At 63.6% G+C, this 14,146-nt stretch carries 13 protein-coding genes; 6 read left to right on the top strand and 7 right to left on the bottom strand.

The window, feature by feature from the left end; translation table 11 throughout:
- Positions 1-64 precede the first annotated feature (64 nt).
- Together FJY68_00890 and FJY68_00895 are read left to right on the top strand one after the other, a co-directional pair.
- Positions 65-295 carry a DUF433 domain-containing protein gene (locus FJY68_00890; GenBank protein MBM3330387.1) on the top strand — a complete coding sequence of 77 codons (231 nt, stop codon included), beginning with the start codon at positions 65-67 and terminating at the stop codon, positions 293-295.
- A complete protein-coding gene (locus tag FJY68_00895; GenBank protein ID MBM3330388.1) occupies positions 292-675 on the top strand; it encodes a hypothetical protein in 384 nt (127 codons plus the stop codon). The genes FJY68_00890 and FJY68_00895 overlap by 4 nt, the downstream gene beginning before the upstream one ends.
- A 68-nt stretch (positions 676-743) precedes the next feature.
- Here the strand turns inward: FJY68_00895 and FJY68_00900 are convergent, their stop codons facing one another.
- The gene (locus FJY68_00900; GenBank protein MBM3330389.1) at positions 744-2,972 is read right to left on the bottom strand and encodes a DEAD/DEAH box helicase; all 2,229 of its coding nucleotides are present in this window, start codon (positions 2,970-2,972) and stop codon (positions 744-746) included.
- A gap of 69 nt (positions 2,973-3,041) precedes the next feature.
- Entirely contained in the window at positions 3,042-4,052 is a 1,011-nt protein-coding gene (locus FJY68_00905; GenBank protein MBM3330390.1) for an exonuclease, read from the bottom strand.
- A gap of 103 nt (positions 4,053-4,155) precedes the next feature.
- On the opposite strand from FJY68_00905, the gene nrfH reads away from it, so the two are divergent.
- Genes nrfH through FJY68_00925 form a run of 4 tightly spaced genes read left to right on the top strand, consistent with a single transcriptional unit; the run spans position 4,156 to position 8,233 of the window.
- Positions 4,156-4,740 carry a cytochrome c nitrite reductase small subunit gene (gene nrfH, locus FJY68_00910; GenBank protein ID MBM3330391.1) on the top strand — a complete coding sequence of 195 codons (585 nt, stop codon included), beginning with the start codon at positions 4,156-4,158 and terminating at the stop codon, positions 4,738-4,740.
- A gap of 30 nt (positions 4,741-4,770) precedes the next feature.
- The gene (locus FJY68_00915) at positions 4,771-6,189 is read left to right on the top strand and encodes an ammonia-forming cytochrome c nitrite reductase subunit c552 (GenBank protein ID MBM3330392.1); all 1,419 of its coding nucleotides are present in this window, start codon (positions 4,771-4,773) and stop codon (positions 6,187-6,189) included.
- Positions 6,189-7,415 carry a cytochrome c biogenesis protein ResB gene (locus tag FJY68_00920; GenBank protein ID MBM3330393.1) on the top strand — a complete coding sequence of 409 codons (1,227 nt, stop codon included), beginning with the start codon at positions 6,189-6,191 and terminating at the stop codon, positions 7,413-7,415. The genes FJY68_00915 and FJY68_00920 overlap by 1 nt, the downstream gene beginning before the upstream one ends.
- A complete protein-coding gene (locus tag FJY68_00925; protein MBM3330394.1) occupies positions 7,412-8,233 on the top strand; it encodes a cytochrome C assembly protein in 822 nt (273 codons plus the stop codon). The genes FJY68_00920 and FJY68_00925 overlap by 4 nt, the downstream gene beginning before the upstream one ends.
- A gap of 7 nt (positions 8,234-8,240) precedes the next feature.
- Here the strand turns inward: FJY68_00925 and FJY68_00930 are convergent, their stop codons facing one another.
- The 5 genes from FJY68_00930 to fsa are packed head-to-tail and all read right to left on the bottom strand — an operon-like array spanning position 8,241 to position 13,703.
- Positions 8,241-8,915 carry a hypothetical protein gene (locus FJY68_00930; GenBank protein MBM3330395.1) on the bottom strand — a complete coding sequence of 225 codons (675 nt, stop codon included), beginning with the start codon at positions 8,913-8,915 and terminating at the stop codon, positions 8,241-8,243.
- Between the two features lie 6 nt (positions 8,916-8,921).
- Positions 8,922-9,746, bottom strand: a complete 825-nt coding sequence (locus FJY68_00935; protein MBM3330396.1) for a hypothetical protein — start codon at positions 9,744-9,746, stop codon at positions 8,922-8,924.
- 6 nt (positions 9,747-9,752) lie between these two features.
- Positions 9,753-10,913 (bottom strand): pyridoxal phosphate-dependent aminotransferase, encoded by a 1,161-nt coding sequence (locus FJY68_00940; GenBank protein MBM3330397.1) that lies wholly within the window; start codon positions 10,911-10,913, stop codon positions 9,753-9,755.
- Positions 10,914-10,925: 12 nt separating this feature from the next.
- The gene (locus tag FJY68_00945) at positions 10,926-13,037 is read right to left on the bottom strand and encodes a transketolase (GenBank protein MBM3330398.1); all 2,112 of its coding nucleotides are present in this window, start codon (positions 13,035-13,037) and stop codon (positions 10,926-10,928) included.
- A gap of 15 nt (positions 13,038-13,052) precedes the next feature.
- The gene (fsa, locus tag FJY68_00950) at positions 13,053-13,703 is read right to left on the bottom strand and encodes a fructose-6-phosphate aldolase (protein ID MBM3330399.1); all 651 of its coding nucleotides are present in this window, start codon (positions 13,701-13,703) and stop codon (positions 13,053-13,055) included.
- Positions 13,704-14,146: the final 443 nt, after the last annotated feature.

Raw genomic sequence — 14,146 nt, forward strand, 5'->3', positions numbered from 1 at the left:
CCACAGGTTGACATCTGCGAAGAAGTGTGGCATAGTATGAGCGAAGAGAATAAGAGGTGACACCATGAAGTTCACACGCATCACCATCGATACGCATCAGATGGGTGGAGTGCCCTGCATTCGAGGTCTCCGCATACCTGTTTCAACCATTGTGGGAATGTTCGCGGACGGCATGACCGAGGCCGAGATGCTCAAGGCCTACCCGGACCTTGAATCGGCCGACGTCCGTGAGGCGATGCGCTACGCGGCGGAGGCAGTACGCGAGCGCGAACTGCCACTCCTGGTCGCCGATTGAAGTTCCTGGTCGACAACGCTCTCTCGCCCGTAGTGGCCGCTGCGCTGAGCCGGGCAGGACACGATGCAGCGCACGTACGGGATAGGGCTATCCAGCACGCGGATGACGAGACTGTCTTCGACTGCGCAGCCCGTGAGGGGCGTGTTATCGTGTCCGCTGACACCGATTTCGGTCAGATACTGGCGCGGCGTGCTTCAAAGAGGCCCTCGGTCATTCTGTTCAGGCGTGGCACGGAGCGACGGCCGGAACGTCAAGTCGCACTTCTGCTGAAGAATCTGCCCGGAATCACCGACGCGCTCGAAGGCGGGAGCGTGGTCGCATTCGAGCAGAAGAGAATCAGAATTCGCTCTCTGCCCCTGCCCGGGAACTCCGAAGACTAAGTCTGACCGCTAGCGCGGGACGTGACCGCGAAAACGGGCGCTTCCGCGCGTGATAGTCCCGAGTTTCGTCAGGCCTGCTGGAGACTTGAGAGAATCGCGACTGCGGTCTGTTTGCCTATGGGCTCGTTGGCGTCGCCGCACCGAGGGGAGAGGACACAGGCCGGGCAGCCAGTGTCGCAGGCGCACTGCATCACGAGGTCGCGAGTCACGCGGCTCAGGCGGTCAAACTCCGAGTATAGCTTCTCGGAGATGCCGATGCCGTGCTCGTAGCCGTCGTAGATGAGAATCGTCGGCAGCCGCGTGTCGGGGAACATCCGATAGCTTCCGCCGCCAATGTCACGCGGGTCACACATGGCGACGAGCGGTGCGAGGGCGATCAGCGCGTGCTCGGCGGCATGCAGTCCGCCGGTGAAGTCACTGTGCTGTTCCTGCAGTCTGATAGCGGTTTCTCCCGAGAAGACGAGCCAGATGCCGACGGTCGGGAACTTGACCGGGGGCAGGCTGAGCGGGTGAGTCGCGAGCAACTGGTCGTACTTCTTGATGCGGTAGCCGGTGTAGGTAGCGGTGACCTCAATCCGGCCCAGGCTCAGGGTGATGCCTGGACCAAGGATGCGCTGTTGCTGTGTCTCCAGGAGGCGCATCTCTTCACGGGTGATGACCTCAGTGTGGAAGTCCACGTCCTTGCGCTCGACCTCGGCGCGCTGCTGTTCGAGGTCGAGGGTCTTCACCAGGTAGGTCTCGCCCTGGTGGAGAAGCACGGCGCCCGGATAGGCTTCGCGGAAGGCCCGCGTGCGGTCCATTGTCTCAATGACGCGGCCGTCGGCAACGATCTCGATGGCGCTTTCCTCGATGGCATCGAGCGTGACTTCCTCCTGCGGCCGGGCCCGGCCGGCGTATATCCAGCCGACCGGCGTCCGGCGTAGTACCAGTTGTTCCTCAAGCGCCTTGACGGCGGGTAGCTGCCGTTCGTTCACCTCGTCCTTGCGCAAGGGGAGCTCGGATGCCGCGCAGGCAAGGTGGCCGCTGATGATGTAGGGGTTTTCGAGGTCCACGACTGCGGCTTCGAACCCGCGTTCAAGGACCAGGCCCGGGTTGCGCAGCAGGTACTGGTTGAGCGCATCCGCGTAGCCCACGAACACGACGACCGAGTCCTGCAGTTTGCGTCCGGCGCGACCGGCCTGCTGCCAGAACGACGCAAACGAGCCGGGGAAGCCGGCAATGACAATGCAGTCGAGGCTGCCGATGTCGATGCCGAGTTCGAGCGCGTTGGTGGAGACTACTCCGCGCAGAGCGCCCGAGGCGAGTCCCGCCTCGATTGCGCGCCGGTCTTCGGGTACGTAGCCTGCGCGGTAGGGCGACACGGCGAGCTCAGGGGTGTGTTCCTTCACCCATCGGGAGATGAGCTCCGCGAGCCGGCGAGACTGGACGAAGCAGACGGTCTGGAAGCCGGATTTGGCGAAGTGGGCAACGAGTTGCTGGGTCTGCGCGTGGATCGACGTCTCGCCGTTCGCCAGCGGGTTCCAGAACACGAGCCAGTTTCTGCCGCGCGGGGCTCCGTCGTCACCGACCAGCGCGAACTCCTTGCCGGTCAGCTTCTCGGCCAGCTCCAGCGGATTCGCGATCGAGGCCGAGGCGAGAAAGAACTGCGGGTCGGAGCCGTGGTACGCGCAGATGCGACGGAACCTGCGAAGGAGCTGCGCGACGTTTGAGCCGAACACGCCGCGGTAGGTGTGCGCTTCGTCGATTATGCAGTAGCGCAGATTGCGATAGAAGGACTGCCACTGGTAGTGATAGGGGAGAATCTGGTGGAGTTCATACGGGTTCGAGAGGACGATGCGGGAACGTTGGCGGATGCGGGACCGCTTGTCCGCGGGAGTATCGCCGTCGTAGACGGCAGGACGCAGGTCCAACCCAAGACCGCGCTCGAAACCGCGAATCACCTTGAGCTGGTCCTGCGTGACCGCCTTCATCGGGTAGAGATACAGCGCGGTCGCGGAACGTGAGTCCAGCATCGTCTCGAAGACGGGGAGGTTGAAGGCCAGTGTCTTGCCGGACGCGGTCGCAGTTGTGATTATGACGTTTCTTCCCGCGCGGGCGTGCCCGAGTAGCTCCACCTGATGCTTGTAGAGCTTCGGTATTCCCAGCTTCCCGACCAGGTCGGCCAGCGGTTTGGGCAAGGGCGGGTCGGGTTCGGCATAGGTGGCGGTCCGGGAAGGCAGCGGTTCGATGCCGGATATCTGTCCGGAGTACCAGCGTTCGCGGCGCAGGTCGTCGAGGGCGGAGAGGATGTCAGGCACTGAGCAGGGACCCGGATAATCCAGAATTCAGAGACCAGAATCCAGAATGCAGAGAGCCCGATTTCCGCATTATAGGTCGGCGCGGCTATTCCAGTGCTCGACCAGGGATGAGAATACGTTCACAAGGCTGATGACGTCCTGACGGTTGTGGTCAACGATGGGCTTCAGGAACCCGGCGTTGCCGGTGCGCAGGTATTCGTAGTAGAACTCGGGGACGAGCTCGCCGGGCAGGTCGGTCTCGCGGCTGATGCCGAGGATGCTCTGCTCGATTGAACGGAGTGAGCATCCCTCCAACTCGCCGCGCCAGGCCCGGCGGCAGAAATGGAGCAGGTCGAAGTGCAGTCCGGGCGGACTGAGCTTGACCCCGTAGTAGGCGGAACGGCCCGTGAGGAACGGCAGGTCGAATGCCTTACCGTTGTACGTGACCATTGCCTTGTGCTCGCCTACCTGTCGGTTCACCTCAAACAGCAACGCGAGTTCGTCGGGGAAGTCACGGACCACGTATTGCTCCACGATGACGGTGTTGTCGGCGGCGAGACGGGCGAGACCGGCAACCACCAGTGGCTGTCCCGTAAAGAGTCCCATCGTTTCGAGGTCGAGAAAGAGGAAGTCAGTGTCTTTGTGCAGGGCGGAGAGGCCCAGAACTGACGGATGCGACCGTGACAAGCGCGCGCCGACGACCTCGGCAAGTTCTTCGCTGCTACCGGCCTCCAGCAGTTCGCGGATGCGTTTGGACTCGCCGCAGAACCGCGGGTGGTTCTCGAGGTCGGCGAGCGTCTTGAATCCTTGTTCCTCCAGCCGGACCCGGGTCTTGTCACGGATGCCGCGGACAAGGCTGACCGAGCCGAGCAGGTCCTGACGGGTTCTCCCCGCGTCTCCCCGGCGCAAGGCGCCCCGCGTTGTGGCGGTCAGGCGGTAGCAGGCGCCGTAGTCGTTCTCGACAACGTCGCCCGGCATGACCTTGTCAAGCGGCATGCCTTCGTAGTCGCGCCGCAACTGCTCCCGGAAGGCGGATATCGTGTCCGGCCGTCCCTCGAAGTCCGGGTCGGGCTCGTACTTGTCCGGGTCGAACGAACGCACGGACAGATTATGGGGTGAGGCAACCCGGCGTCAAGCGCCGAAGGTCTGGCAGGCCGCAATTCTGCAGTTGACTGCCGCTCGGACTCCAACTACACTCTCGGTCGTGGGACTGCTGTTGCGTATCTGGGCCCTTTCGTTTCTGCCCGGCAATTGGCGGATGCCGGTGCTGGTCGCCGCAGGAGTGCTGGTCGGGCTGGGCTTGGTGACGGCGCACGCGGCGCGGATGACCTCGTATCTGGGTGACGACCCGGAGACCTGCGTTAACTGCCACATAATGGAGCCGCAGTATCTGACCTGGATGCACTCCAGCCACCGCGAAGTCGCTCACTGCAACGACTGCCACGTTCCCCAGAACAACATCGTGCGCCATTACGGATTCAAGGCCATCGACGGCATGAAGCACTCGACGATCTTTGCGCTTCGGCGAGAGCCGCAGGTTGTCCGAACCGGTGCACTGGCTGTGCCGGTGATCGAGGCCAACTGCCGCCGGTGCCACTGGTCGGTTATCGAGCAGATGACGTTGCGCGGGTACCGGCCGGGCGACAACCGGTGCTGGGACTGCCACCGCGAGACCCCGCACGGCCGGACGCGAAGCCTGTCGGCAACACCCGGCGAACTGGCGCCGCGCCTGCCCGATCTCCTGCGCGGCGGACATCCGCGGCTCGGAGGCCGGCCGCCGAGGCCCTGAGAGAGCGAGAACAGCGAGGAGGTAGCTCATATGGATTCAACGCAAGCTGGTCGGAGCGCCGCGCCTGCCCGGGCGTGGGTAGGCTGGGTGGTTTTCCTGGCCGTGGTTGTCGGAGTGTTTGCGGTCGGCGTGATGGCCGCGTCAGTTATGGAGCGGCGACAGGAGGCGCGAGTCACGCGGCTCGTCGTGCCGGTGGCGGATATGGAACCGGACCCGGCAGTCTGGGGACGCAACTACCCGCGGGAGTACGGGCGCTTCCAGATGACGAAGCAGTCCGACACGCGCACCGAGTTCGGTGGGGCCGACCCTCGCGACTATCTGGTCGAGACCCCGGCGAACGTCGTGCTTTTCGCCGGCTATCCGTTCAGCAAGGACTTCAAGCAGGCACGCGGCCATGCCAATACCGTGACCGACGTGCTGGCCACCGGCCGTATCAACGAGAAGAGCCCGGGCACTTGCTGGACCTGTAAGAGCGCGGACGTGTCCCGCCTGATGAAGCAAATGGGGCCGGCGGCCTTCTACAAGATGCCCTTCGCCGCGCTCAAGGACTCGATCCGGTTCGCCATAGGTTGCCTGGACTGCCACGACCCGAAGACGATGGCGCTCAGGATATCGCGGCCGGCGTTGATCGAGGCGCTCGCACGCCGCGGCATCGACGTCGCGCGTCTGTCCCACCAGGAGATGCGCTCGCTCATCTGCGCCCAGTGCCATGTCGAGTACTACTTCAAGGGGGAGGGGAAGTACGCAACGTTTCCGTGGGACCGGGGCACGGCGGTTGACAGCGTCGAGCAGTACTACGAAGCCGAGAAGTTCTCCGACTGGCAGCACGCGGTGTCGAAGACGCCGATGCTGAAGATGCAGCACCCGGACTACGAGGTCTACCTCTCAGGCATTCACGCGTTCCGTAATGTTGCCTGCGCCGACTGCCACATGCCCTATCGGACTGAGGGCGGCGAGAAGTTCACCGACCACTACATCCAGAGCCCGCTGCTCAACATATCGAACTCCTGTGTCGTCTGTCACCGCTGGAGCGAGGCAGAGCTGGTTGCCCGGGTGGAAGCGATCCAGGGACGCATTCGCGAACTGCGCGGTCGGGCCGAGTCCGACATCGCCCGCGCCCACTTTGACATCGCGGCCTGCCTGCAGGCGGGCGCGACCGACGATGACGTGGCTGCTGCCCGCAAGGCGGTACGCGCAGCGCAGATGCGATGGGATTACGTTGCCGCATCGAACGGCATGGGATTCCACGCGCCGCAGGAATGCATGCGGATTCTGGGCGCGGCCGCGGACATGGCACAGGAGGCTCGAGTCGAGTGCGCCCGCGTGCTCGCACGCCGCGGCTACAGCGGTGCCGTAGCCTATCCTGATTTCTCGACGAAGGAGAAGGCGCAGGCCGTTTCGAAGCTCTTTGCCGACAACAACCCACCGCGACTGCTCGCCGGGCGTTGATGCCGGGCGCGAACACTGAATCGCCGGCCGCCGGACAGACTCCGGCGGCCGGCCCTTTCTGGTCTCGGCAGTGGGGCTGGCCGCACGCACTCGCGATGGTCGTCGCGTGCGGGATTGCTGCAGTCGCGGTCCAGTTGCTCTTCCCGCGCAGCGCATTCGAGTTGCCGGCAGCGCAGAGCTGGCCGGCAGTCGGGGTCTGGTGCGGTGCGTGGGTGGCAGCCGGACTGATTCTGCGGAGCCGGGCTCTGGTTCGGGGAGTCGGCGGCCGGCATTTCGGGATGGCCGCGCTGTCGGCCGTCGCGCTGCTGTCGCTTCCGGCCGCGGTGTTCGGTTGGCGCGCCAGTCTGGTCGGGATGCCCATGGCCGTCGCATCCGCATTCCTACTTGCCAACCTCTCCGCCTGCATCGGACGCCGGCTGGTCGTACCCGGCCGCGACAACCGTCGGTTCCTGCTGGTCCATACCGGGCTTCTCATCGTGTTCGCGGCCATGGTTGGTGGCCGACCGCAAGTGGAGCGCGGAGCGCTTCGGCTGGTTGAGGCTGGAGAGTCTGCAGCGGTGCTGCGTGGCAGAGCGGGAAACGCCATTGCTCTGCCGTTTGCCGTCCGCTTGCTCGACTTCCGGATGGAGGCCTACGAACCGACGCTGACGATCGCCCGCCGAGACACCGTGGCCCAAGACTGGACTGTGCAGCCCGGTAGCACGCGGTTGGTGTCAGGCCGGATTGTGAGGATTGACCGATACTCCATCCGCGTTGAGGAGTTCATCGCACGGGCAAGCGTCGTCGATGGGCAGGCGATTCAGTGCGATTCTTCCGGCGCAGGGCCGGCGGCGCGCGTCACGGTGTCGGATGATGCCGGCATCCCGGTCGCCGACGGCTGGCTCCACAACGCGACTCCTTTCGGTCCGGACATCTTCCTGCGGCTGGCGACCGGCACGGTGCTCTTCTTGAACCCGGGCAAGCCGAAGTGGTTCGAATCGGCGCTGGAACTCGACTACGGCGGCCGCGCCGAGACGGTAGCCGTCGCGGTCAACCGGCCGGTGCGCCGGCACGGCTGGACACTGATGCAGTCGGGCTACGACTCCGAAGCGGGCGCGGCTTCGCGCCTGAGCGTCATCGAGGTCGTGCGCGACCGAGCCCTGCCGTTCATCTACGCCGGGATCTCACTGCTGCTGCTCGGCGTGGCCTGGATGGCGCTTGCTGCCGGCCGGGAGCGCGAAGCGTGAGCGCGGGCATCGCGGCGATACTCGGTCTGACCGCCGCGGCCTGGGCTGGCGCGCTCCTGTTCGTCGTCGTCGAGTGGCGGCGTTCTGGCACTCCGCTGTCCGGCACGGCAGGCCGATGGTCGCGGGCGCTGGCGGTGGTGGGTGTGGTCGCACTCGGGGTACACATTGTGGTTGCGTGGGTCAAGCTGGGTCGGCCGCCGATGCGGACCCTCGGCGAGACCCGTCTCTGGTACGCGTTCTTCGTGCCGATCATCGGCCTCGCAGTCGAGCAGCGGCTGCGCCTGGCCGCGGCACGCGTTCCGACGCTGCTGATGGGGCTCGTGTTCGTCGTGCTCGGCCTTGCGCGGCCGGACGCGTTCGATCGGACCATGATGCCCGCGCTTCAGAGCCCGTGGTTGATCCCGCACGTGATCGTCTACATGGCCGGCTATGCTGTGATGGGGCTTGCCGCCGCGCTGGCGTTGTGGGAACTGGGAAGTGCGACGCGCCGGCGTGAACCGGTGGCAGTCACTGCTGTCCGGGCGCCGCTGCTGCTCGTGCGGGTCGGGGTTCCCTTGCTCACGATCGGAATGGCGCTGGGCGCGGTCTGGGCGCAGGTTGCGTGGGGCGACTACTGGACGTGGGACCCCAAGGAGGCGTGGGCGTTCATCTCCTGGGCGGCCTACCTGCTCATCCTGCACTCGGCCGCGCGTGGACGGACGTCGCCGAAGAGGATGCTCGTCCTCATCGCGCTCGCCGCGGCCGGTATTCTCGTCACCTGGTTTCTCGTCAACGTCCTGCCGTCGGCAGTTTCCAGCGTCCACACGTACACACGCTGAATCGGCGTCAGGCGGGATCTGCTTCGTCCGGCCGGTTGTGGTCCCGGCGACGGTGAACGATGAGGTGGGCGATAACGTCGGCAGCGGTCTTGAGGCCCTGAAAGATGCCCAGCGTCAGACCCGGATGATAGCCGACGAAGCCGCCGAAGATGATGGCGAGGTGCATCGGTACGATGCGAGCGTAGGGAGCGAACATCACCTTGCCGATGTTGCGGCCCCGGGTTTCGGCGTTCCAGTGCAGCGCAAGTGCCGCAAGGTCGGTTCCGGCAAACAGCGCCGCACCGTACAGGACAAACGGCACGTCCACGTCTACCCGTCCCCGGGTCATCGCGCCAAGGATGAATGCAAGGTAGACGACATGGAAGAACCCGTAGTGGAACGCAAAGAAGCCGGCGACCTTCATCTTCGTACCGGCAGACGGTGACAACGGCCCGCCCATCCGGAAGTCCTCGGTCGAATAGTCGCGGAGGGCGAGGATGCGCAGCACATTGACCATCCCGATGGTGACGCTTTGGGCCCAGTAAATCATCATCACTGTCTGCAGGCTGAGATGCTCGTGGGCAGCCCACCATATTGCCAGTGCGTTCGAAACGAGCAGCGGCAGCAGCGACAGGTCGCGCAGGTCTAGTCTCTTGAACACCTGCCCGACATCGATCGGCCGTTTCTCTCTACTCGATGGCATCAGTCATCACCGTCGCTCCCACCAGCACCGTCGCGCGCCGAATCCGCGCACCTCGACCGAGTCCGGTATGAAGCCGGCAGCGGTCAGTGGCCCTTCGTCCAGTGGTTGGCACAGGGGGTTGTTCTCGACGAGAAGTACGTTGATGGCGACGCGGGTCAGCTCCCGGGTGACCGGCTCGCAGTTTGCGGCCTGCAAGTGCGGTGATGAGCCGACGATTGCGAGGTCAACCGAGCTGTCGGGTAGGGGGATCTCCAGAGGCCTGGGGCTTGTGGCTTGCGGCTTGGGGCTGACCAGGCGGAAGCGGCGAACTTTCTCAAGCGCGGCCTTGGCTTCGGTGTACCGGCCGATGGTCTCGTCCGGTTCAAAGACGTAGGCACCGGCGGACTTGCGGCAGCGACACATCGTGACTGTCGTACCGTCTCCGGCCAGCAGGAATCGGGTCTGCCAGAGCTTGAACCGCCTGGCGACAATCCAGAAATCCCAGTCGTGCCAGGGCAGCGCGTCGTACAAGGGGGGAGCCTTGGCACGGAGGAGGTCATACGCGAAGGCGTGGACGAGGCGCGACTGGGCAGCACGGATGTCAGCCAAAGCGGCGGGAGATTGCAGATTGCGGATTGCAGATTGCAGATTGGCGGAACGACGGAAATGGAGTTGTACCGTTGGCGCGTTGTTGGTGGCCAGCGCCCAGTCAGCGATCAGGTCACTAGTCCAATGTCCAGCGTCCAGAGTCTCTGGTTTCAAGAGCAGCAAGTCGTCGAAGCAGAGATGCCCGAGCCGCACGAGCCCCGCGCGGGCGTCGGACTGCGCGCCGGGTTCGGCGCGGCCTGGCATTGGCTGCTACTTCTTCTCGACCAGTTCTCTGATTCTCGGGAGCGCCTTGGCTATGTTCTCGACGGAATTGGCATAGCTGAAGCGCAGGAAACCATCGCCGTACTTGCCGAAGCAGGTGCCGGCCAGGCAAGCCACGCCCTTCTCGTCAAGAATCCGGCGGGCAAGGACTTCGCAGTCGATACCGGTGCCCTCGACGTTCGGGAACGCGTAGAACGCGCCTTGCGGAAGCTTGCAGCGGAATCCGGGTATCTCGGACAGACCCTTGACGATGAAATCTCGCCTCTTCTTGAACTCGCCGAGCATCTGGTCGATCTCCGTGCGCGGGCCAGTCAGGGCCTCGATGCAGGCGCGCTGGCTGAAGGTTGAGGTGCAGGAGTTCATGTTGGTCTGGATGCGCGCCAGCTTCTCGGCCATCTGCACCGGCATGATCCCGTAGCCGACGCGCCAGCCCGTCATCGCGAAGGTTTTGGAGAAGCCATCGAGGATTATCAGCCGCTCGTGGATTTCGGGGAACTGGCTGATGGACTCGAACCTCCCCTCATACAGGATCTCGGCGTAGATTTCGTCGGCCAGTATCCAGACATTGTGCTTCAGCGCAGTGTCAGCGATGAGGCGCAGGTCTTCCCGCGTCAGCACGCCGCCGGTCGGGTTCTGGGGGGAGTTGATGACAATGAGCTTGGTGCGCGGGTTCACCTTCGTTGCCAGTTCTTCGGCATCTAGTCGGAAGTCATGTTCTTCGTGCAGACGGATGGGCACGGGCGTGCCGCCCATGTAGCCAATGAGCGATTCGTAGATGGGAAAACCGGGATTGGGATAGATGACCTCGTCGTCTTCTTCCACCAGGGCCATGATGGCAAAGGCCATGACCGGCTTGCCGCCCGGGGTGATGACCACCTGGTCCGGATTGATGTGTACGCCGCGGAGAGCGCCTGCGTATTTGGCGACCGCGGCGCGGAGTTCCGGCAGACCGGCTGACGGGCCGTAGTGGGTGTAGCCTTCGTCAATGGCCTTCTTTGCCGCTTCGCGGATGTGCTTGGGCGTGTCGAAATCAGGCTCGCCGATTTCGAGGTGTACCACGTCCATCTTGCATTCGAGGGCCTTGGCGCGACAGAGGCAGTCGAAAGCGGTCTCCGTTCCGAGCCGGCTCATTCGGTCAGCGAGTCTCATCTTGTTCTCCTGCTACTCGGCCGCGGGCTTGGCTTTCTTCGCCACAGGCTTCTTCGGTGGGGCGGGCTTCTTTGCCACCGGTTTTGGCGCGGCCTTGGGTTTGGCTTTGGGGGCGTGCACAAAGTCGTGCAGTTCCTTGGCTTTGGCCGCGACATGCTCTCCGGAGACCTCGAACTCCCACATCAGTTCCCAGGGCTGGCCCGATTCGCCGAATCGATCCTTGACGCCGATGGCGCCGAATGCGACCGGGTGGCCGTAGAGCTCGGGAGCCACATGCAGTGCGTGCGACACCCAGTTGGCGAGGCCGCCGACCTGGTGCTCCTCGGCGGTCACGACGATACCGGTTTCGAGTGCGGCCTGCACGAGCGCCGGGGGATTGAAAGGCTTGAGTGTGTGCATGTTGATAACGCGGGTCTCGAGGCCGAAGTCCTCCTTGAGAATCCAGGCTGCGCGCAGCGCCTCGGGCACCATCGGACCGCAGGCGACGATGGTCAGGTTCTCGTTCTCGCTCGCGTAATCGGTGGCGAGTTTGACCTCGAATGCGTCGATGAAGTTCGGCTTCTCGCCCCGGTAGCGATAGACATTGGGAACGCCCCAAACGTAGGGAGTATCGGTACGGGTGATGACCGGTGTGGCCTCGCGGGCGAAGCGAAGATACTTCGGCCCTTTGAGGTGCAGCAGCATCTGTTCTGTCGCCCGCCTGGTCTCCAGCGCGTCGCACGGAACCCCTACCTGCATGTTGGGCAGTCCGCAAATCTGGAACAGGTCCTCGAGTGCCTGGTGGGTCGCACCATCCGGTCCGACCGAGACTCCGCCGTGCGCGCCGACAATCAGGACGTCGAAGTTACCGTAGCAGATGGTGGTGCGTATCTGGTCGAGGTTGCGGCCGGCAGCGAACACGCCGTACGTGCCGAATACAGGCAGTTTCCCTTCTCTGGCGAGGCCGCCCGCGAACGCAGTCCCGGACTGCTCGGCTATGCCGACCGAAATCCAACGGTCACAGCGCTCCGCGTCACACTCGAAGAACCTGGAGATGGCAATCGAACCGGATATGTCCGCGCCGATTGCCACAGTGCGCTTGTCGGCGCCTGCCTCGGCCAGGGCGTCACCGAAGCCGACTCGGGTCGACTTCATTTCGACCTTCATCGTCGCCTGCCGGTTCCAGAAGTAGTCCTTGCCGAACTTGGGCACCTTGGCCATCAGTCGGGCCGTGACGTCATTCTGATAGTCAGCGGCCTTCTTGAGCAGCTTGTCGTAGTCGATGCGGAAATCGAGGCTGAGTTGCTTCAGGGCCTCCACCAGTTGCTGTTTGTTGGGTGCCTTGCCGTGCCAGCCGGCCTGGTTTTCCATGAATTCGACACCCTTGCCCTTGGTCGTGTTGGCGACGATGACCGTCGGCTGGCCCTTTGTCAGGGCGGCCTTCTCAAATGCTTTGAGGATCTGCTGCATGTTGTGGCCGTCGATCTCGATGACGTTCCACCCGAAAGCGCGGTACTTGTCGGTGATCGGCTCGATATTCATCACATCTTTGACCAACCCGTCAATCTGGAGTCGGTTCCGGTCAATGATGCAGCAGAGGTTGTCGAGGCCCCACGCGGCGGCTTCCATCACGGCTTCCCACACTTGCCCTTCCTGGTGCTCGCCGTCGCCGGTTATGCAGTACACCCGGTAGTTCTTCTTGTCCATCCGTCCGGCCCGGGCAATACCATTGGCAACTGACAGTCCTTGGCCGAGCGAGCCGGAGGAAACCTCGACGCCCGGCAGCTTGAGCCAGTGGGGGTGACCCTGGAATGGAGAGTAGAGCTTCCGCAGCAGGACCACGTCCTCAATCGGGAAGTAACCGGATATGCCCAGGCCTAGGTAGAGCGATGGAGCCTTGTGCCCGGCGGACCAGACAACCCGGTCCCGGTCCGGCCAGTCGGGATTCTTCGGGTCGTGCCGCGCCACGGCCAGGTAGAGCGCCGCGGTGATATCCATGATCGAGAGCGTGCCGCCGGCGTGTCCGGACCCGGCCGCGCAGAGGGCAACCAGGTCATACCCGCGCATCATGTTGGCGGACTGTACCAGCTCGCCCATGCCTGCGGTCTTGCCGTGGGTGCCGGCTTTGGAGTCAACTATTGGCATCGTTCCTCCGTTTCTCTAGAGCTTGGGTATTTTCTGGTAGTCGTCGTAGAACTTCTTGATGCCGGCATCCGTGAGCGGGTGTTTGGCCATCTTCACAAGGATGTCGTAGGGGATAGTCGCGATGTGGCAGCCGACACGGATTGAGTCGATGACATGCAGGGGGTGGCGGATGCTGGCCGAAATCACCTCGGTGTCGAACCCGTAGTCGTCAATCATCCCGACGATGTCCTCGATCAGGGCCATCCCGTCATGCGAGATGTCATCGAGCCGGCCGACGAACGGCGATACGAACGTCGCCCCGGCGCGAGAGGCGAGCAGGGCCTGGTTCGTCGAGAAGACGAGCGTGACATTGGTCTTGATGTCACGTTCGGACAGACCGCGCACCGCTTTCAGCCCCTCGATTGTCATCGGTATCTTGATGGTCACCTTGGACTGGTCGAGCTTCGCCCAGTCCTCGCCTTCCTTGATCATCCCGGCCGCGTCGGTCGACACGGCTTCGACCGAAACCGGGCCGTCGACCGCGCTCAAGATGTCCTGCACGCACTCGCGGAATGGCCGTCCGGTCTTGCAGACGAGGGATGGATTGGTAGTGACGCCGTCGAGGATGCCCCAACCGGCGACTTCGCGGATTTCCTTGATGTCAGCAGAGTCGATGAAGATCTTCAAGTTCGTCTCCAGTCAGGCATTATGCATAATGCACCATGCCGAGAATACGTTGAACGTTAGCCGAGAATGACTGATGAATTGGCAATAGCGGCCTCTGCGGATTGCCAGTATAACGAACCCCGGGCGGTCAGGCAAGAGGAAGATTCGATTCCGGACGGAGGGGCGCCCGGCAGGGTCCGGGCAAGTGCGGCTTGACTTGTCTGACAGTGTGAGAATAATTGAGTCAATCCGTGAAGCACGTTTTCCGCCCAAGAGGAGGCCTGAATGGCTGATGCGAATGCTGCCCCGGCTACGGGTGTGCCGAGCAAGAGCAAGATACTACGGAGAGCACTAAATGTTTGACAGCTTGAGGTCATGTTGCCGCATATCGGACGTGCTCTTCCGCAAAGTAACTCCTGACCACTTCTGGCTGGCGTTGCCGGCTGCGTAGGTAGGATCGGGCC

This window comes from candidate division WOR-3 bacterium, assembly GCA_016867815.1.
Lineage (GTDB): Bacteria > Hydrothermota > Tepidihabitantia > Tepidihabitantales > Tepidihabitantaceae > UBA2258.

What these genes read in the sequence shown, in the direction of transcription:
- FJY68_00890 (MBM3330387.1), top strand. Translation starts at nt 65, where the DNA reads ATGAAGTTCACACGCATCACCATCGATACGCATCAGATGGGTGGAGTG.
- FJY68_00915 (MBM3330392.1), top strand. Translation starts at nt 4,771, where the DNA reads ATGGATTCAACGCAAGCTGGTCGGAGCGCCGCGCCTGCCCGGGCGTGG.
- FJY68_00920 (MBM3330393.1), top strand. Translation starts at nt 6,189, where the DNA reads ATGCCGGGCGCGAACACTGAATCGCCGGCCGCCGGACAGACTCCGGCG.
- FJY68_00930 (MBM3330395.1), bottom strand. Translation starts at nt 8,915, where the DNA reads ATGCCATCGAGTAGAGAGAAACGGCCGATCGATGTCGGGCAGGTGTTC.
- FJY68_00935 (MBM3330396.1), bottom strand. Translation starts at nt 9,746, where the DNA reads ATGCCAGGCCGCGCCGAACCCGGCGCGCAGTCCGACGCCCGCGCGGGG.
- FJY68_00940 (MBM3330397.1), bottom strand. Translation starts at nt 10,913, where the DNA reads ATGAGACTCGCTGACCGAATGAGCCGGCTCGGAACGGAGACCGCTTTC.
- FJY68_00945 (MBM3330398.1), bottom strand. Translation starts at nt 13,037, where the DNA reads ATGCCAATAGTTGACTCCAAAGCCGGCACCCACGGCAAGACCGCAGGC.